This is a genomic window from Chroogloeocystis siderophila 5.2 s.c.1 (assembly GCF_001904655.1).
In the GTDB taxonomy this organism is placed as follows: domain Bacteria; phylum Cyanobacteriota; class Cyanobacteriia; order Cyanobacteriales; family Chroococcidiopsidaceae; genus Chroogloeocystis; species Chroogloeocystis siderophila.
The window spans coordinates 1-19,186 of the sequence record NZ_MRCC01000033.1 but is presented as its reverse complement, the minus strand read 5'-3'; the positions used below and the strand labels follow the sequence as shown (position 1 = coordinate 19,186).

The 19,186-nt window shown below is 41.2% G+C and carries 20 protein-coding genes and 2 pseudogenes; 7 read left to right on the top strand and 15 right to left on the bottom strand.

The window, feature by feature from the left end:
* Positions 1 to 733: 733 nt before the first annotated feature.
* Positions 734 to 1,237: pseudogene (locus tag NIES1031_RS22690) on the top strand (MAE_28990/MAE_18760 family HEPN-like nuclease); the annotation flags it as partial.
* Between the two features lie 155 nt (positions 1,238 to 1,392).
* Here NIES1031_RS22690 and NIES1031_RS22685 read toward each other — a convergent pair.
* Both NIES1031_RS22685 and NIES1031_RS22680 read right to left on the bottom strand, forming a co-directional pair.
* Complete coding sequence (locus NIES1031_RS22685; RefSeq protein ID WP_073551699.1) at positions 1,393 to 2,826, bottom strand: serine/threonine protein kinase; 1,434 nt, start codon at positions 2,824 to 2,826, stop codon at positions 1,393 to 1,395.
* A gap of 61 nt (positions 2,827 to 2,887) precedes the next feature.
* On the bottom strand, positions 2,888 to 4,837 hold the full coding sequence (locus tag NIES1031_RS22680) for a BamA/TamA family outer membrane protein (RefSeq protein ID WP_073551700.1): 1,950 nt from the start codon (positions 4,835 to 4,837) through the stop codon (positions 2,888 to 2,890).
* 136 nt (positions 4,838 to 4,973) lie between these two features.
* Here NIES1031_RS22680 and NIES1031_RS22675 point away from each other — a divergent pair, with 136 nt between their 5' ends.
* From NIES1031_RS22675 to NIES1031_RS22665, 3 genes are all read left to right on the top strand, one after another.
* Entirely contained in the window at positions 4,974 to 6,227 is a 1,254-nt protein-coding gene (locus NIES1031_RS22675; protein WP_073551698.1) for a lipid-A-disaccharide synthase-related protein, read from the top strand.
* 104 nt (positions 6,228 to 6,331) lie between these two features.
* Positions 6,332 to 7,252: an ABC transporter ATP-binding protein gene (locus NIES1031_RS22670; protein ID WP_073551697.1), complete on the top strand. Its 921-nt coding sequence runs from the start codon at positions 6,332 to 6,334 to the stop codon at positions 7,250 to 7,252.
* Positions 7,245 to 8,018: an ABC transporter permease gene (locus NIES1031_RS22665; RefSeq protein WP_073551696.1), complete on the top strand. Its 774-nt coding sequence runs from the start codon at positions 7,245 to 7,247 to the stop codon at positions 8,016 to 8,018. The genes NIES1031_RS22670 and NIES1031_RS22665 overlap by 8 nt, the downstream gene beginning before the upstream one ends.
* 362 nt (positions 8,019 to 8,380) lie before the next feature.
* Here NIES1031_RS22665 and NIES1031_RS26520 read toward each other — a convergent pair whose 3' ends face one another.
* The 11 genes from NIES1031_RS26520 to NIES1031_RS22615 form a co-directional block, all read right to left on the bottom strand.
* Entirely contained in the window at positions 8,381 to 8,503 is a 123-nt protein-coding gene (locus NIES1031_RS26520; protein WP_178378225.1) for a lipase family protein, read from the bottom strand.
* A gap of 57 nt (positions 8,504 to 8,560) precedes the next feature.
* Positions 8,561 to 8,728: a lipase family protein gene (locus tag NIES1031_RS24605; protein WP_178378224.1), complete on the bottom strand. Its 168-nt coding sequence runs from the start codon at positions 8,726 to 8,728 to the stop codon at positions 8,561 to 8,563.
* Between the two features lie 87 nt (positions 8,729 to 8,815).
* Positions 8,816 to 9,010, bottom strand: a complete 195-nt coding sequence (locus NIES1031_RS26515; RefSeq protein WP_407919518.1) for a putative toxin-antitoxin system toxin component, PIN family — start codon at positions 9,008 to 9,010, stop codon at positions 8,816 to 8,818.
* 32 nt (positions 9,011 to 9,042) lie between these two features.
* Positions 9,043 to 9,474 carry an archease gene (locus NIES1031_RS22650; RefSeq protein WP_073551694.1) on the bottom strand — a complete coding sequence of 144 codons (432 nt, stop codon included), beginning with the start codon at positions 9,472 to 9,474 and terminating at the stop codon, positions 9,043 to 9,045.
* A gap of 1 nt (position 9,475) precedes the next feature.
* Complete coding sequence (locus tag NIES1031_RS22645) at positions 9,476 to 10,363, bottom strand: CobW family GTP-binding protein (RefSeq protein ID WP_073551693.1); 888 nt, start codon at positions 10,361 to 10,363, stop codon at positions 9,476 to 9,478.
* On the bottom strand, positions 10,317 to 10,694 hold the full coding sequence (locus NIES1031_RS22640; protein WP_073551692.1) for a hypothetical protein: 378 nt from the start codon (positions 10,692 to 10,694) through the stop codon (positions 10,317 to 10,319). Before NIES1031_RS22640 ends, NIES1031_RS22645 begins: the two co-directional genes overlap by 47 nt.
* 11 nt (positions 10,695 to 10,705) lie before the next feature.
* Positions 10,706 to 11,116 (bottom strand): sulfotransferase domain-containing protein, encoded by a 411-nt coding sequence (locus NIES1031_RS22635; RefSeq protein WP_073551691.1) that lies wholly within the window; start codon positions 11,114 to 11,116, stop codon positions 10,706 to 10,708.
* 186 nt (positions 11,117 to 11,302) lie between these two features.
* Complete coding sequence (locus tag NIES1031_RS22630; protein WP_073551690.1) at positions 11,303 to 12,763, bottom strand: RtcB family protein; 1,461 nt, start codon at positions 12,761 to 12,763, stop codon at positions 11,303 to 11,305.
* Positions 12,764 to 13,208: 445 nt separating this feature from the next.
* Positions 13,209 to 13,412 (bottom strand): hypothetical protein, encoded by a 204-nt coding sequence (locus NIES1031_RS22625; RefSeq protein ID WP_073551689.1) that lies wholly within the window; start codon positions 13,410 to 13,412, stop codon positions 13,209 to 13,211.
* A 113-nt stretch (positions 13,413 to 13,525) separates the two neighbouring features.
* A complete protein-coding gene (locus NIES1031_RS22620) occupies positions 13,526 to 13,915 on the bottom strand; it encodes an alr0857 family protein (RefSeq protein WP_073551688.1) in 390 nt (129 codons plus the stop codon).
* Positions 13,893 to 14,447 (bottom strand): HNH endonuclease, encoded by a 555-nt coding sequence (locus tag NIES1031_RS22615; protein WP_073551687.1) that lies wholly within the window; start codon positions 14,445 to 14,447, stop codon positions 13,893 to 13,895. Before NIES1031_RS22615 ends, NIES1031_RS22620 begins: the two co-directional genes overlap by 23 nt.
* Positions 14,448 to 14,928: 481 nt before the next feature.
* Here NIES1031_RS22615 and NIES1031_RS22605 point away from each other — a divergent pair, with 481 nt between their 5' ends.
* From NIES1031_RS22605 to NIES1031_RS22595, 3 genes are all read left to right on the top strand, one after another.
* The gene (locus NIES1031_RS22605) at positions 14,929 to 15,258 is read left to right on the top strand and encodes a ribbon-helix-helix domain-containing protein (RefSeq protein WP_073551685.1); all 330 of its coding nucleotides are present in this window, start codon (positions 14,929 to 14,931) and stop codon (positions 15,256 to 15,258) included.
* 525 nt (positions 15,259 to 15,783) lie between these two features.
* Positions 15,784 to 17,700, top strand: coding sequence for a sensor histidine kinase (locus tag NIES1031_RS22600; protein ID WP_178378223.1), 1,917 nt, complete (start codon positions 15,784 to 15,786; stop codon positions 17,698 to 17,700).
* On the top strand, positions 17,681 to 18,265 hold the full coding sequence (locus NIES1031_RS22595; RefSeq protein WP_073551683.1) for an SRPBCC family protein: 585 nt from the start codon (positions 17,681 to 17,683) through the stop codon (positions 18,263 to 18,265). Before NIES1031_RS22600 ends, NIES1031_RS22595 begins: the two co-directional genes overlap by 20 nt.
* Positions 18,266 to 18,657: 392 nt before the next feature.
* On the opposite strand, the gene NIES1031_RS22590 is transcribed toward NIES1031_RS22595, so the two are convergent.
* Positions 18,658 to 18,903, bottom strand: coding sequence for a type II toxin-antitoxin system HicB family antitoxin (locus NIES1031_RS22590; RefSeq protein ID WP_073551682.1), 246 nt, complete (start codon positions 18,901 to 18,903; stop codon positions 18,658 to 18,660).
* Positions 18,904 to 18,907: 4 nt separating this feature from the next.
* Positions 18,908 to 19,097: pseudogene (locus tag NIES1031_RS22585) on the bottom strand (type II toxin-antitoxin system HicA family toxin).
* Positions 19,098 to 19,186: the final 89 nt, after the last annotated feature.

Here is a 19,186-nt window from a genome sequence, read left to right as displayed (position 1 = left end):
CGATATAGCCTAACTTTTCAAGCATTTCTACTTAGTGCAACGGTGACATGCTCCCTGTTTATTTCTTAGATCTAATTGAAGAATTATCGATGTTTCCTAAGTTTCTTAATTTATGTTCGTTTACTAAAGTAGCAGTCAATAGACGTGAACCACAAGAATTTGTATTGCGATTTTTCACATTCTTAAATAATTAGAATCAACTCAATTTTAACAAAATAACTGCGTTTCTTTATGACTATTTAAAGGTAGTCAACAAAATAAAGAAATGTTTGATCGAGACAAAAATGCGAATAGAATTTATATCAACTTTAGAGTTTGTGGGTCTATATTTTCCACATGGGTTTTGGCAAGAAAAAGATTATGCTAAAACAACAACTCGTATTAAGTTTGAAGCTCTTTCTATAGGTATTGCCCTTGCACTAAGGGAAAAACGATATTGCACCAAAGACTAGAGAGTAGCTTTATTCAGAAGATTTCAAGAGATATACTAGCACCGATAAAAGCAGTTCTAGACTTAAATTAATTAAACGCATTGAATATGTACGTGACCAACTGCTAAAGGAAATATGAATCAATACACGTGTTCAAGAAATTGATGGATACTTCATTTATAGAAATTTTAATTAAAGAAACAACTAACTTAGCATTATTTGATAGTAACGATACATATAAAATACAAATTGTAGATTCAGAGTTAGCAAAAACTCCAAAAGCAAATTGATTTTTATTACTTTATAATTTAGTTGAATCTACTATGCGTAATGCTATCGAAGCAACCTTTGATGAGTTTCAAAGCAAAGAAATATTTTTTGACAAAAGAAAACAAGAAATTAAAATAACTGTTTTAGAAAATCTTCAATTTTATCTTAAAAACAACTCTGCTAACGCTATTCATAAAAAAATATCTCAAATATCAATCGATATTGTTACAGCCACTTTTGAGCGTGAAAAGATTTTTTCTGGCAATGTAGATGCTAAAGTTGTTAAGAATATTGCCAAAAAATATGGTTTTTCATGCTCTACTGACTGCTCTAAAACAAAAGATGGCACAAATATTTTGGTAATCAAAGACAATAGAAATGATTTAGCACATGGAATTAAGTCCTTTGAAGAGGTAGGACGAGACAAATCTATAGATGAGCTTTTAGAGATTAAGCAAGAAGTGGTTGAGTACTTACGTCAAATATTAGAAAATATTCAAGCTTATTTAAATGATAAAAAATATCTAAATGAATAATGCTTGCTTCTACAACTTGAGGAACTTATTGCTCAAGAACGTCAATGTTTAGAAAGATTAGCTGTTAAGTTACGCGAAATGGGAATCGAGCCTGATACACTTGAGTAGGATATGCGATCGCCCTCGCAACAATCAACACGCGATCGCACTCTTGCTTATTCTGGCTGAGGCTCTGGAGATTGAGGAGGTGCATCTAAATTATCACCCGTTTGTGGTTCTCCAGTTGCTTCGGGTGGTATTGGGGAAGCAGGTTGTGTTGGAACTACAATTGATGGTGCTTCTTCTGTCGGTGATGGTTCTTCAGAGGGTGGTTCAGTTGTAGGTTGTGGCGTGTCTACTACAGCAGGCGATTCGGTTGCTGGATCTGGTACAGGCGATTCCGCTGGAGATGGTGATGGTGTTACTGATTCTTCTGGTTCAACACGGTTACGCGGACGCCAACGAAAAGGCGCTGGTTCTTCTGGGGGTATCGTTGCTTCGGTTTGCGGTGATGGCGTGATTTGGGTGTCATTTTCACCAGCTTGTTGAATATTACCTGGTGGAACGATCGCCGGTGCAGTTGGTTGAGCATCATCTTCAGACAACACATTTGCAACAGCAACCGCAGCCACTCCGGCGATCGCAGCAGCACCAAGACCGAGTACAATCCCAGATAACCCCCGTCTACGCTGAGGGACAACCACCTGTCGTGGCGGTTCAACAGATTGCGGTTGGGGAATTACCGCGATTGTGGCGGCGGCATGAGTGGATATGGGTTGTGTTTGCATCTCCGCCGCAGTGAAAGAAGCTGAAGGTAATAAAGCAAGCCATTCTGCGACTGTTGCAGGGCGAAACTTTGCTTCTACCGCCATTCCACGCATGACAGCTTGGTTAATCGCGATACTCAGTTGCGGTTGGAGATCGCGGGGTGTTTGCATCGGGACGCGATCGCGTAAACTTGCGGCGACAGGAACTTTCGCAGTTAATAACGAATATAATGTTGCTGCTAAACCGTACACATCGGTTGCGGGTGTACGCGGTGCGTGAGGTAGATACTGTTCGATTGGTGCGTAGCCTTCGGAAACAATATTTGTATGTGTTTGTGTGTGACCTGGAGTAAATTCGCGAGCAATACCAAAGTCAATTAAAACAACTTCCTGCGTACCTTGGCGTAAGATAATATTTTGTGGTTTAACGTCGCGATGTAATAAATTATTTTTATGTACTACTTGTAAAGCTGCTGAAATTTGGCGAATGTAGTGAATTGCCGTTGCTTCTGGAAGTGGATTGTTAGGAAAAACAACTTGATCCAGCGTTTGACCAGGAACGTAGTCCATCACCATATAAGGTAATGCGTCTTCCACAAAAAAATCGCTCACGCGGACAATATTAGGATGGACGCAAGTCGCTAATCTGCGGGCTTCATCCTGAAATTGCCGATAGAAACTGACAAAATCAGGATGCTGACGTAGTTCTTCGTTGATTGTTTTAATAACGACAACTTGACCTAAGTAGTGGTGAGTCGCTTTAAACGTAATTCCAAAGCCACCGCGCCCAATTTCTTGGTCTAGCGTGTATTTCCCGCGTTGCAATTTTTTTCCTACTAGCATAGTCAAGCCTCCCCACCGAACGATAAAGTATAAATACCGACTTCTACTTTATCGCTCCTTTTTAAAAGCGATGACCGAATCCGAATTGTACGCGACTTTCTCCTTGGTCATTGAATCCAAAATCAGCACGAATTAAGCCAATCGGTGAATTTACTCGCACACCAGCACCATAGCCAAAGCCTGTTCCTGGTTTATCGCGCACTACCGCAGGTTCTCCAAGTACTGTGTCTCCTGAACCTAAATCGGAAGCAAAGTCAGCAAAAACGACTCCTCCTAGAAAATCGAGAATCGGAAAGCGGTATTCTGCCGAAGCTAACACAAACGATCGCCCACTGCCAACTTCTCCAATACCATAACCGCGTACTGAATTCAAACCGCCTAAGTTAAATGCTTCATACGGTGGTAAATCGCCAATTGTTGTTCCACCTTGAACGTTAAAAGCAAACACTTCAGAATCGCGATCGCTACCAACGAGATCAACCGGAACATATTGACTATAATTCGCACGCAGGCGACTCATCGAAATTGCACCTTGACCGATGGGAATTGACTGTTCCGCGCTGAGGCTGAGTACGGAACCTTCTGTCGGATTGATCAAGTTGTTGCGAAAATCGCGCGTTGCTGTAAAAGAGATCGTTGTCAAATCGTCGATTCCTGTACCGCTTAATGTTAAGGGATTTCCTAACTCATCTTGAGGAGAAATATTACCGGCGCGATCACGGATACTGGTACGTTTGTAGTTTAACCCCATTGACGCTTGCCAATCATCAATCGGGCGCTGTAAAGTAACGCTTCCGCCAAATTGTCCTTCGCGTGGGCGATCGTCGTTTGGTAACGAAACATCACCATCAAAGGTTTGCGAGATTCCGCGACGGCGAAATGCATTAACTTGATACCCGAAGCGATCGGGGTTACTCGCGCGATACGGACTTGTGAAATTTGTATCAAATTGAATATCGCGGCGACTGATTTGGATATCAGCCCCAATCGAATCATTCACGCCGCTAAAATTAAAGTCTTTATAACTGACTGTCGCAAACAACCCGCTATCATCATTGTAGCCCCCCCCTAAGTTTGCAGCACGTGCGGGCGCTTCTGTCAAGTCATAAATGACATCAACTTTTGTTGCATCGCCTTCTAACGCGACGCGGACGTTTTGGAATAATCCCAGTTGATACAGTTGTTGTAAGTCTTGTTTAACAGTTTCTTCGCGGAAAACTTGCCCAGGTTTGACATGCAATTCACGCCGGAGAAAATCAGGTTGCGTTCGTCCTTGAATTGGCTTACCTTGATCATCAACAAATCGCCCATCTTCATCAGAAAAGCGGAATTTGACATCGTTAATTAATCCTTCTGCGACTTCTAGCGTGAGTACGCCTTGTGGGTTAGGGCGAATTGCGATAACCCGCGCTAGGGTATAGCCATTTTGAGCATACCACTCATTAATTTGCTCGACACTTTGGCTGAGCGCTGTTGGACTAATTGGATTACCGATTTGCAGTTTTATGCGCTCTATTGCTACATTTTGTGGTAAAGCTTTTGCGTTTGCAAGTTGCAGCGAGCGCACAACTACAGGTTCCACCTGAAACACAACGTTTAACCCTGTAGCCGTCGGGTTACTACTCACCGTAGCATTGTTAAATAAATTTGTTGCTAAAATTGCGGCGACATCTTGTTGTAATTGACTTTCACTCGTTTCTCCCCCGACACGAGTTTTAATCGCATTGCGTGCGATTTGCTGTAATTCTTCGCTTGCGCCAACGATTTGGACATCTGTTGCAGTTACAAACAACTCGTTACGCGCTGCGGGTAACTGCTGCAAAGTCGTTGCTACGCGTGTTGAATTTGATGTTGATTCGCTCGTGCGAATAACAACCGCATTTTGATATTCTTGATAATACTGCACATCACTGCTGGGAACAACTTGAGGGCTAGCCGTCGCCAGTGATGTATAAATTAACTCTATAGCAGTCAGCCCAATCAAGGTATAAATGGCAGTATTAGAACGCATAATCATTAGTTTAATTAATCTGTCTATAGTTATTGGCTAGTGGTTAGTAGTGTTTCCATTACCTATTACCTATTACCAATTCCCCAAAACCAATTTATGAACTAACAGACACATACTAGTGTTATTTTGTTTCTGAATGAATAATTTATCAGCATTTTCCCCAGATTCTCCGATAAAGTTACTTTGCCTTAGTAATGGTCACGGTGAAGATGTTATCGCTGTGCGAATTCTTCAAGAATTACAGCAGTTAACTGCAATTGATATCGCCGCTTTACCCATAGTTGGCGAAGGACGCGCTTACACTCAATTTAGTATTCCCATTATTGGGAAAGTTCAAATAATGCCTTCTGGTGGATTTATTTATATGGATGGGCGACAAGTATTGCGAGATTTACAAGGAGGTTTGCTAAAACTCACTTTGTCTCAAATTAAAGTCGTTCGTAGTTGGGCAAAACAAGGCGGAGCGATTTTAGCTGTGGGTGATATTGTACCGTTACTTTTTGCTTGGGCAAGTGGGGCAAATTACGCTTTTGTCGGAACAGCCAAATCAGAATATTACCGAAAAGATGAATTGGGATGGCATTCTAGGCGATCACTACTCTCGCGCTTAGAGAATTTGTCAGCTTCAGTTTACCATCCTTTCGACCGTTATTTGATGCGTCACCCGCGTTGCAAAGCGGTTTTTCCACGAGACACGCTGACAACCAAAACCTTAAAAAAGTGGGCAATTCCCGCGTTTGATTTGGGAAACCCGATGATGGATCGATTAGAGGCGCAGAATTTATTAAAGTTAGAACCCGATCCGCAGCGGTTAACAATTCTCTTGCTTCCTGGTTCGCGCCCTCCCGAAGCTTACGCAAATTGGCAACAAATTCTTGTCGCTGTCACCGAATTAATCGCCACCTTTCCAACGCGATCGCTTGTTTTTTTGGCTGCGATCGCCCCGACGTTAACTTTAGAACTGTTGTGTCAAAGTCTTGTCGATTCAGGTTTTGCGCAAGATGGCTTGACGTTTAAGCACAAAAATGCATCCATTATTCTGACTCAAAATGCTTACAATGATTGCTTACACCAAGCAGACTTAGCAATTGCAATGGCGGGAACAGCCACCGAACAATTTATTGGTTTAGGAAAATGTGCGATCGCGTTTCCTGGAAATGGACCACAATATACTTATGCCTTTGCGGAAGCCCAAAGCCGTCATCTTGGTTCATCATTAACATTAGTCGAACATCCAAAACAAGTTGCGGATGCAGTGCGATCGCTACTTCAAGATCCTCAAAAACTCGAACAAATCGCCAAAAATGGCTACCAACGCATGGGACAACCAGGCGCAGCCCATCGCATCGCCCAATGTCTAGTTCAGCAATTTGGTTGGCTACCCGAATAAACAATCAAAAGATACCATCTAAAATAGATTACAGCAGGTAAAGTCTCACGCTTTAACGCTTCAGACATTCCCTCACCCCTCACCCCTCATTCCTCACCCATCTTTTGATCGCCCTCGAAGTTCACAACTTACATAAAACCTACAAACAACGCAAAAAGCTAATTGAAGCTGTACGCGGTGTCTCTTTAAATATTAATTCTGGTGAAATTCTTGCATTCTTGGGTCCGAATGGCGCAGGAAAAACGACTTGCATCAAAATGATCGCAGGTTTAATCAAACCTGACGTAGGATCGGTAAAAATTGCAGGTTCCGATCCGCATCGCAATCCGCGATCCTTACGCTTGGTAGGTGCAGTTTTAGAAGGAAATCGCAATCTTTACTGGCGACTGACTCCCGAAGAGAACTTAGAGTATTTTGGCACACTACGCGGGTTAAATCGCCGTGTAGCCTATAAAAACGGACTGCAATTATTAGAAAGATTCGACTTGATATCAAAACGCCGCGCCCCAGTACAAACACTTTCACGCGGAATGCAGCAAAAGCTGGCGATCGCTGTCGCATTAGTTCACAATCCACGCTTGTTATTACTCGATGAACCAACATTAGGTTTAGATGTAGAAGCAAGTCAAAATGTCAAAGTTTTAGTAAGAGAAATTGCACAAGAAGGCTGCGCGATTCTACTCACAACACATCAACTCGATGTCGCAGAAGAAATATCAGATCGCGTCGCGATTATTCAACAAGGCAAACTCTTAGCCGAGGAATCGACGCGTGAAATTATTCGGCGTTTTTCGGGTTCAACTTACGTTATCGAGATTGCGGGTGAATTAGATTCATTGCGCGCAAGTAAACTAGAATCTTTAGGTGTCATCATCCAAGCCAATAGAATTATTTACGAGGGATCGTCAGCAGGACTGTATCAAGTTTTAGCTGTTCTCAACCCTCTTCCTTTAATGCAAGTCAAACAACAAGCTGACTTAACGCAAGTCTTCCTCAAAATTGTACGAGATAACCGTAATGCTTGAATTATTTTTAGCTGAACTCAAACGTAGTTGGATTGAGTTTACGCGCTACCCTGTTGATGCCGTTGCTGGAGTTTTTATCATTACATCCGTATTTTACGGTTTATTTCTCAGTGCCCGTTATATCGCAGGACCTAATTTACAATTTGGCGATCGCCTGGATGCGATCGTAGTCGGATATGTGTTGTGGACCTTGGTAATCTTTGTTGTTACGAGTATTGTGAGCATTCTGCAAATTGAAGCACAAACGGGAACTTTAGAGCAAGTCATGCTCACGCCCTATGGTGTATCACGGGTGTTTTTAGCACGTGCGATCGCAAGTTTAACCATCAATATTGTCTTAATTACAGGAATTTTACTATTAATTCTTTTATTGACAGGACGACGTTTATATTTTCCCCTGACTTTAATTTTTCCACTCTTGACGGTTTTGTTTGGTGCTTATGGTTTAGCTTTCCTAATGGCTTCTTTAGCTTTACTATTTAAACGCATCCAACAATTACTTGGACTGACACAATTTGCTTTATTATTTCTCCTCACAATACCTAGTGAAACTTGGAGTGGAACGCTATCAATTGTGCGGTTTCTGTTACCAATGACAATGGGGGCAGGAATTCTGCGCGATCTCATGGCACGTAATCTAAGTTTAAACTTTGTTGAAATCTCATTAGCCTTTCTCAACGGATTAGGATATTTATTCTTAGGTTTAATTGTATTTCGTCGTGCTGAAGTTGAAGCGAAGCGCCGAGGTATTTTAGGAGGATATTAAAAACGTCAATTAGAGTTTCATGTGTACCAAAGACGCTTTTGCAAGTTTGATGAACTGGATACAGGGTGAGTAGGCGATCGCTTGTTTAGTGTAAGCATTTGCTGTACCATGCAATTTTTAACTAGGTTCTTGTATAAGAGCCTCAGCAACTACTTGCATTACTCTATTATTAAAAAGCATACACTCATGCCAAATTACAGGAATTTGCACAGAGTTACCAATGGAAAGTATTGAATAACTAGCTGGCAAAATTACCAGATCAAAGAAAGTCCAAATGGTCGTACAACTAACAGATGCCAAGCATTCGATAGCCGTCTAGCATCTTTAAGAATGGGCTATTGGTCGCATTTGTTGACGACATCCTATATGCGAAAAAGATATGCAGTCCACATTCCGCGATGAGGTGTAGAGATGCTGATGAAACGTTGAACTCGATTAACTCCACCTAAACACTGAAGATAATGTCGACCTGCAAGCCCACCCATACTGAAGCCTACAATATCTATAGGTTGCTCCAGGGAAAAGTTTCTGCTAATATACTATTAAATTTGCCGCGCCCAATGTTCTAATCCTAGTTCTACCGTACTTGGTTCAAAACTAAGAGAATAGATATGCCATCCTAGATGACTTAGATAATCTGCCGGTTTACTCATTTGCAGGTGGCTAGAAATTCGACCATGAAGCAATACAACAGGATTACAGATAGACATCACATTCATACGAGTTCATTATCTAATGAAGTAGCAGCAATCTCCTCACCCATAAACTCCTGCCAACTTAACTCTAAAAGTCATCTGCTACTCAAACTTAATCGTCTTTAAGAACTCTTCTACTGTAATTATGATCGCACTCCGAAATGGATGTAACACAAGCAAATCTTTGTCACCAGTAACTATGTACTGGGATTCTTCGTTCAATGCCAGTGCTAAAACCTTATTATCTTTTTGATTGCGGCACTCTCGCATATTCTCAGTTATTTCAACTAAATGCAATACTTGAAAAAAATTATAAATATTACCTACTATCAAATATCCAAAATTACCATTGCCTGCCAACCATCTATAGTTTTTTCTAATTGAAAACGGTGTAGCGTTACAGCTTTTACATCCACGCGCTGATGATGTTTACTAGGAGCAAGTTTTTCTCCTTGGGTAATGGCTTGAAGATGATATAGTCCTGATTTTTCTTCTAACTTAACTTGTTGTGGTCGCAGTAGTAATAATTCACTATCTTTATAATAAATGAAGTCTTGAAGGAAGTTGAATAATAACATATCTAACGCGTCATTTTCCAACTGAAATGTGCGAGTTTCTTGAAGTGCGATCGCATCAATATTATCAACCATTGTATTAATTGTGGCATCACCCGCCGCGATGAATAATTCTTCTAAAGTTTCTCCCCAAGCGTGAAATGCAATATCGGCGATCGCGATATCTTCTAAATACTCATAAGGCATATTACTGCTCACATCTTTTCAACTGATCGATAATTTCTTGTTGATATTTTTTGACTTGTTTACCAATAAAAACTAACTCGGTAGCATCTTGTTCAAACGGTTCTATTTCCCATCTTCCAGCTACATAATTAAATAGATAAATTTGCTTAGGAAACCTTATAAATCCTTTTGCCCGATACACATCTTTTTCTACCAATTCATCAGCAAATTCCTCAAAACATTCTCGCTTTAAAGTAGCCTGCGTTTTATAACTAAACGAATCAAATTCGGGTTGATGAACGTGATGTGGTTCTGGCTGTAGTCGCGCCCTCGCAATTCCAAATAACAAATCTGGATCGACTTGACAGCGTTGAGTATGTAAAATTTCAGCAACTTCGTTATACGAATGTAACTTTGCTTCGATTGCTTGCAATTGTTCTTCTGTTACTAAATCAACTTTATTGAGCAAGATTGTATCTGCGGCTTCAATTTGCATTCTTGCTGTGTGACCGACACTCGGATATCTCACCATCGCATCTGCATCAACAACAGTAACTACGCCATCCAAGCGAACTTTAGTCAAACTTTCTTGAATATCAAATACTAATGCATCAGGTTCAGCTACACCTGTTGTTTCTACCACAATCACATCAGGATTAACTGTCTCGATGATTTCGTCAACTGCTGCTTCAAATTCTCCGAGTAGCGAACAACAAACACATCCACCACCTAAATCAGCCATTGCGACATTTTTACCTTGAATGATCTTCGTATCGATCGCAATTTCGCCAAACTCGTTCATCAAAATAGCAATTTTTTGATGAATCGAATCGAGAATGTGACGTAGTAAAGTTGTTTTACCACTACCGAGGGAACCTGTAATGACTGTAAGTGGCGTGCGTACTTGCATAATTCTCTTTTAAGTATATTTGCCGTAAGAATATAAGGTATTCATGTTTATTATTATTGCACCAGCTTTTTACTTTATTTTCAATTTTAGTTACTTCTTCAGTAGATAGATATTCTTGCCATACACCGGTTTTAGCCGCATTAATATGATTTATATGTAACAAGCTATCTTCATCATGATAATCAACGATTTCTCTATGATTGTGAAGATTGAGAGAGGTTTGCATTAATTGAGTTGTGAATTTTTGTATTCGCTCTTTTTGTTGCTCAAGCGTAAAAAGTGAAGCAATATCTTGACACTTATCTACGTCAAAGTTAATATTCAGATGCATAGCAATACGCTTTACTTCTTGCGCGGTATGCTTTGAAAAATATTTTCATATTGAGAAACAAGCACTCTCGGTAAGCGTGTCCATTGTTTATAATTATCTAGACAAGTTTGAATAAACTCTCTCCCATGCCAATTCCAAATGTCATCAAATAATTTTTGTTGCTGCTGCATCATTGATACATAGACATCGCGGATATCTCTAAATGTATAAATACCCAGCGCATTATCTTGGGTAAACTCCTTGCCTATTGCATCTGTAAATTGATGGACTTTAACAACTTTTAATTGTTTGTCACTTTGATACGAATTACGTACCTCTAAAAAGCGCTGTGCATCTATCCATCCTATCTGTTGACCTATATCAGCCTCTTTAACAAGCTGACTGACGATCTGAAACTGTAGGGTTGAAGCAGAACGATACATTCCGCAACAAAAAAAACCACATATCTTCTCCTCACAAATGATCAATATCAGTAGGTAGACATAATTAACTATCACACTTTTGGGTGGGGTAATTGGTAATATAAAATTGCTTAATATTCTTACCAATTACCAACCTTTGAGTTATGTTTATTTACATCCAAAATTGATGCTCGCCAAAAGCATAAATTATCCTTTAATATTACCAATAGGTGTAAACCGCACAACTCTTTTACTAATTCCGGCTAATTCTGCGGCTTCAATCACTTCATCAACGTCTTTGTAAGCGCCGCCAGCTTCTTCGGCTAATCCCGACATTGAGGTACTGCGGACGTAAATACCCCGTGTTTGCATCTCTTTTTGCAATTTTTCTCCACGAAACGTTTTGCGCGCCTTGGTGCGACTCATCGTGCGTCCACTTCCGTGCGCCGTGCTAAAGAAACTTTGTGCGCCACTGGGTACGCCCACGAGTAGGTAAGATCCTGTTTCCATACTGCCACCAATAATCACTGGTTGACCGATGTGTTGGTACTTCTCAGGAACACCTGTCATTCCTGGTGCAAACGCACGAGTAGCCCCTTTACGATGGACAAGAAGCGATCGCTCTTTACCATCGACAATATGACACTCTAATTTCGCTGTATTGTGCGCAACGTCATACACCATATGCATTCCCAAATCTTCGGCGGAACGCCCAAAAATTTCCGAGAAAACCTCGCGGATGCGGTGCAAAATCACCTGACGATTAGCAAACGACATATTTAATCCACACTTCATCGCTGAAAAGTACGCTTGTCCTTCAGGCGAATCGAACGGCGTGCAAGCTAATTCGCGGTCTAAAATCTTAATACCATACTTGCTTTCCATCACCTTGAGGAAAACTTGCAGATAGTCCGTAGCAACTTGATGTCCAAAGCCACGACTACCACAATGGAACATTATGACGACTTGATCCGGCTGGGTAATACCTAGTTTTGCTGCTAATTCTGGCTCAAAAATGTTTTCTTTCTTAGCAACTTGAATTTCTAAATAATGGTTTCCCGAACCTAAAGTTCCAATTTGATTAAAACCACGATCAATTGCTTTTTCACTAATTTTGGCTGCATCAGCACCAGCAATACAACCGTTTTCTTCCATCAGTTCTAAATCTTCTTCCCAACCATAGCCATTATCAACGCACCACCGCGCACCTTGTTCGACAACCTTGCGAAATTCATTCCGCGATATTTTGACAAAGCCAGTGCTTCCCACTCCCGCCGGAACTCGTTCATAAAGTCGATCAACAACTTTTTTAATGTATGGTTTTACCTCGTCGTACGTTAGGTTTGTCACTACCAAGCGCATTCCACAGTTAATATCGAAACCGATACCACCAGGAGAAATCACGCCGCCATTTTCGACATCCATCGCCGCAACTCCACCAATCGGGAAGCCGTAGCCAAAGTGTCCATCTGGCATACACAAAGCATATTGAGTTATTCCTGGAAGTGTTGCGACATTAGTAACTTGGTCATAAACAGCATCATCCATTTCTTGAATTAATTTTTGTGTTCCATAGATACGCGCCGGAACACGCATTCCTTCTTTGTATGAAATCGGAATTTCCCAAATTGTATCTGAGACTTGCTTTAATGATTTAATATCAGTCATTTTTTAGCAATAAAGATGAAAATATTTTTTTAAAGTAGATGTAATTTGACTGTTGAGTTATTATCACAGATAGTTTGAAATTTACTGCCAATTTGTAATAGAAAGTAGAGCTACAGTTTTCTACTTGCAGAACTCTATTTTCGGAAACTACATTCACAAACGACACATAAATAACAATTCGATTTTAGTTTTCATTTTTGAAAACAAACCATACAGTCTCCAAAAAACCTCATGCATTGAATTTTTGAAGAATAAATTAGCAGCCAAACAAAAGAAGATTTACCACTGTAAACTTATTGATAAAATCTTACTAAAGTGTACGAACATACACTTTGCTAGAGTAGCCCCTGACTTTAGTCGGAGGGAGTTTGTGATTCGTACCAGCAGTCTAAAAAATAGAGATTTATACAAATAATTTAAGATTGCTATAGTTAAATTTACTCGATTACGAATTCGGTTCTTCTTGTGGGCGTTGCGTTGCAGGAGGATAATCTACAAAATCTTGCGTTCTTGTTGTGTTGGTGGTAGCTCCTTCGGGTAGAATTTCTTCAGGATCGACGGTTTTATCCGCAGCAATATCGATGATGCCTTCAGCATTTGTATTAGGTTTGTCAGAAGTACCTTTATGATTGGCATGACCGCTAGACATAATCGAAGTTCTCCCATAACATAACTGAACACACATTCAGCTTAGGATCGGGAAAGAGAGTGCATACCCTATCTAAGGGCTTAGATTCTATCAGGCGCAGCGCTCAAATATTTTTACTCGCCAGCAACCGTTGCACCAATTTGAGCTTCTTGCCAAAGCCTAAACAGTAAAAATTCAATGACATAATACAAATTAGTTACAAAAATACCTTCTTCAGTTGTGGTGTGAGATGTGAGCCAAGTTCCGTGGAGCGAGATTTCAATAAACTCTGCATCACAAGCACACAGCGTCATAACATCCCCGCCTAAGCGTTGCGCCTCAAACACAAGCGAATCTAACCCTGGTAAATTAACGGGTAATAAAAACGAAGCCGTGCTAGGTTCGACACTGATGTGCTGACCTACGCGCAGTGCCAAAATGACTCGGAGGGCAACCCATTCTTCTAACGGTTGCGTTAAATGCTCCAAATCGAAGCCATTATTAAGATATGTTAGTTTCAGCATTGTGCTTTGAAGTTCCTCCTATTTCAGGTGGAAATGGCTCGGCTCGCCAAAATTGCTCGGCAAAAGCCACTGTGGGATGCATTGGGGCTTTTGGTTGAGTGTGTAAGGGCATACTTGCTTCTATAGGAGTGCGATCGCTTTTGCGTTGGTTACACCGTTCGCAAGCTGTGACGACGTTATCCCAAGTGTGCAAGCCACCTCTCGACACGGGAATGACATGATCGAGTGTCAGGTGTTTATGGCTACCACAGTATTGACAAGTATAGTTATCGCGCCGCAACACTTCGCGTCGATTGACAGGTGGAATCTTCCAGATGCGTTCGACACTCGCCACCGTTAACCGGATGTATGCTGGAACCACAAGTACGATACTCGGCGATCGCACTAACCAACTTTCCTGCGTCAAATTGAGTGCTTCTGCTTTACCTGCAATCAATAGTTGAATAGCTCGTCGTACATTGATTTTACTGATCGGCAGGTAATTTTTGGAAAATACAACTACCGATTGCTCTAACACTTGGATTGCGATCATGACAACTTGTCTCCTATCTAAATAAAAAACCCCCACTTCTATACGCCAGAAGCGGGGGCTGGATAAAGACTTTGACTTCTATCTTTGTGTAGGTATAGCACGCCATCTATACCTCCCGCTTGGCTTCTTTGGTTGTAGTGCAGCTTCTAGCTCATCATCAAGCAAATCTGCTAAGTTTTCATATCTCTTTGCGCTTGCGTCGCGGCTTGTGTGTTGTACAGCATTGCTAAGTACTTTAATCTCTACTTCCATAGCTTCTGATTCCCAAAGACGAGTCCCTTGGGTAAAGATTGCTGAAATCGAAGTAAAGTTTATATTCACAGAATTTTTCTCTTGCGTTAAAAGTAGCTTGCTTGACACCGATTAGCACCTCGCCTCAAAACGACAAGTCGAGCGCTAACGGCTGATTAAGTTACTTGAACATTACTTTAAACATACTACACTTGTATTACTAACCTGTCTAGATATTTCAGGAGAAAGAATGCATACACTCACACGTACCGCAACTACAGAAATGGAAGTCACCAGTATCCGCTTGGAAAGAGAACTCAAAGAGCGATTAAAAGAACTTGCTGGAAATCAGGGTTATCAAGCATTGATCCGCGATATTCTGTGGAAATACGTACAGCATAAATCGGGCGATCGCATTCATCCATCAACGGACATTCGCGCCAGTATTCCCGCTACAGCCCAAAAAGAAGAATACTGTGCAATTACCGGACAATTAATTCAGCCCCAAGAATCGATGCTGTTGGGGTTAACGACCTACGGAGATTTAGTTCCCTTAAGTATAAATAGCCTATCAAAATAGCACTTTACTGAAAATATCTTAAACTTTTCAGTACCTTACGGGTAGTGGCGGGTAACGCATTCTCGCCACCCCAAAATTTTTACGCAAAAACTTAAGACTTCTGAGCAAAAAACGAGTTTTGTCTAAGCTTTTAAGTTGCTCGTTCCTTATCAAAAAAAACTGCTCATAATCAGCGAATTTACTGATTCTCTATAGCTACAAGCAGGATAATGTGGAGCAAGAAATCATCAACATTAGTTTTATGAATTCTTTTATATTTTTTCAAAATTCTCTTATGCAATTCTCGCTTAATTAGGGCATCTTAAGTGAAAAGGTATTAACCACAAGGTGAGCAGTTATGTCCACTAGTCCTTGGGCAACATATAACAGGATGCAGTCAAGCCTAAAAATTGGATGCTTCTTCAAGCCTCGTTTCCAACTATGCGACTACGACAACCAAGCATATCAAAGATGAAGCCGCTTTTATCGTCGCCATCTCCTTGCCCAGGTGAAACTCATTGCTCGCCAAAATATTCAGTTAGATTGATGCAGCACCAGCAAGAATCCGCCCATCTGGGATATCAAATCAATCAAATTATCTTAAATGCTTGTGATGACCAAACACGGCTACAAAAAATAGCACAGATCCTCGGAGAAGCTTTCCAGGTAGACTGGTGTACGATTATCATGACCTCACAACAGCAAAACACTGTTCAATCAGTGGGTCATTGGTGTGCTAATAGCGACATCACAGTTCCTCTACAACCACTATTACTTTCGCTAAAACAACTTGCACTCGCATATGCTGAGTCTCAGAACTTTGTATTTGATAATGTACAAGCAACTTCCGCTCAGGCTCTCACCGTACAGTTGCCAAGAGAAGTAGGCTCTATTTTGGGTATCCCGCTTTGGTACGATGGAAAAATTAGCGGAGTTGTCAGTTTTATACGCGCACAGCCTTATTGCTGGAGTGAGGAAGAAATAGAAAGTGCTTTGACTGTGGCGACATCAGTAGCGATCGCCATTGCTCAAATTACCCAAAATCGGTTGATCGCTTCTTTACAGCAGCAAGTCGAAACTTCAGCGCAATATCAAACATTGATCAACCAGATAACAATGGCTAGCCGTAGTTCTTTAGACTTAAATCAAATTTTTCAGCTAGCACTCTTTCGTACAGCACAAGCACTTAAAGTCGAGCGCGGTTTCATCATCACATTAAAATATACTGATCCTCGCTTCAAAGTCCACCAGCAACAGAAAAAAATACCTAAAGCTACAGCTACAGTTGCTTGCGAATGGCAATGTTCTAACTCAGAAACTGCTAATTATCTTTCTAATACCCAATTCCCAATATCTGAAAGTTGGTTATGCCAGCAAGCACTACTCAACTTTCCCCAACCTATTATTATTAATAGTCAAGAAGATTCATTAAAACTCAACTTTGCGCAAGAAACTAACCCTATCTTTGATTTTCAGGCTTGGCCTGCTTTAGCTATGCTTCCACTAGAAAATCAAGGTACAGTGTTGGGATTTATTGTCTTACAGCATTCTCGCGCTCACCCTTGGCAAGAAGATGAGCTAGCTTTACTTGAACTCGTCGGTACTCAAGTCAGTACGGCGATTATTCAAAGTCAGACTTTGCGACAAGTCCAATCGCTAGTAGATGAGCGCACAGCACAACTACAGCGCAGCCTAGAGGTTCAAGCCAAACTCTACGAAAAAACTCGTCAGCAAATTGATCAGTTGCGCCAACTCAATCAGTTGAAAGACGAATTCGTAAGTACGATGAATCACGAACTGCGGACGCCACTGACAAGCATGAGCCTCGCAATTCGGATGCTCCGTCAACCAGGACTAACTGCAGAACGGCAAGCTAAGTATTTAGATATTCTAGAGCAGCAGTGTTCGCAAGAGATCAATCTGATTAACGATCTGCTGAAGCTTCAAGAACTCGAATCGCATAAAGCGCTTTTAAATGTAGAATCTGTAAATCTCACTGCGCAACTGAAGAATATAGCTCGTTCGTTTGAAGACAAATGGACGGAAAAAGGACTGACTTTTACAGTCAATGTGCCAAAAACGCCTTTAATGTTACAAACGGATGCAGAAAGTTTGCATCGTATTGTGCAAGAACTTTTGACGAATGCTGGTAAATATTCTGAACCCAACTCTAAAGTTGACATTCAAGCACGGCATCAAAATAATCAAATTGTCCTGCAAATTGCGAACCGTGGTTCTGGAATCTCAGCCGAAGACGTTGCGCATATCTTTGATAAATTTCGTCGCGGTCAAGGTGTGACTCAACAAGCGATTCAAGGCACTGGTTTGGGTTTGGCTTTGGTAAAGTGTTTGGTACAACATATTAATGGTGCGATCGCTGTTTCTAGTACTGCAAGTGATGGCAGTAGTGAAGTTTGCTTTACACTTACGCTACCCTTAACTTTTGACCAAGCTCAAACTTAGTACGACTGTGACTCAAGACTACAACTCTAATCTAGAAGTAGACTTCTCTAATACCGCTGCAACAGCGCTGTTACAGACGGTAGAAGTACAAACTGAGCGCTTAGCTGAGCGCTATCGTCGTATTTCTGCACGCATCCACATCCCACACGCAATCGAGCAAGTGTGGCAAGTCCTCACCGACTATGAGACATTAGCCGATTTTATCCCAAACCTTGCAAGCAGTCGGCGCCTTGAACATCCTAAAGGTGGTATCCGTCTAGAACAAGTTGGCGCCCAGCGTTTGCTGAATTTCAATTTCTCCGCCCGCGTCATCCTCGACTTAGAAGAGAAGTTTCCACAAAAAATTGATTTTCAAATGATTGAAGGTGACTTTAAAGATTTTTCTGGTAGCTGGTGTTTAGAGCCGTGTTTTTTAGCTGAGCGCGCCGGAACAAACCTAGAATACATCGTTTGTGTTTTACCAAAGCGCACTATGCCCGTCTCGATTATTGAGCGCCGCCTTAGTAAAGACATGCAAACAAACTTAGTTGCTATTCGCCAACGAGTAACGGAAGTCTTTAGCTAGAAAGGCGAAGTGCGAGAGGTAGAAGTCAAGTGACGGTTAAAGCTCCACAACATCTTTGAGGATATAATTTGGAGACGACACTAACCTCATACCGCTTGTCTTCTCCCTTCTACCTTTTTTAGTTCTTAAATACTTGTTAAAGCATATCGCTGAGTTGTAACTTGATTTCTACAACGCCTTACAATTGGGTTTTATAATACCCCCAGGGGAATTCGAATCCTTCTAGCAAGTAAGCAAAATGCCCTTGGTAACAGCATTAGAGAATTCTTAAGAAATTTGTGCCTAAAATCTGACTAAAAAGTCTTAGGAGATTATCCTTTTTGACTACTCTTTAATCTATCTACAAAGCTGCCTGTTGACCCAAGGCGATCGCTTGAAGGGTGGTAAACAACTTATGCTGAAGTACTAGCAGCCTGCTCAACGGATGGTGCTTGAACATCTACGTATTGGCACAAGCTAGTAGGTTCAGGAATGACCTCGCCATGCAGCAACATTCCCTCCAAATGAAATGCGATCGCCTCTTGTATCTGCTGTAAAGTCTCCTCTATAGTTTGACCTGTCGCTACACATCCAGGCAAATCAGGAACGTAAGCCCCGTAATTACTCTCTGCTTTTTCAATCACGATTGCGTATTTCATAACTTCAACCTTTTAATCCAGCTTGTCTCAAGATACTGTTTAGCAATCCAGGGGATAAATCATCAGATGGCTTTCCAGGTATCGTGACTGTCCCAGGCTTATTTGAATGGTGGTACTGTCGGTGACTTCCTCTGGTTCGTTACTAGTACCCAACCATCTGCCTCTATCAGCTTGATGACCTCACGTACCTTCAACTACATATTCTCCTCATCTTGAATACTGTCACAAGGTAGTCCTGAATAAGTAAGGATAGTAGAGATGGCTCACTCTACTTCAATCATGT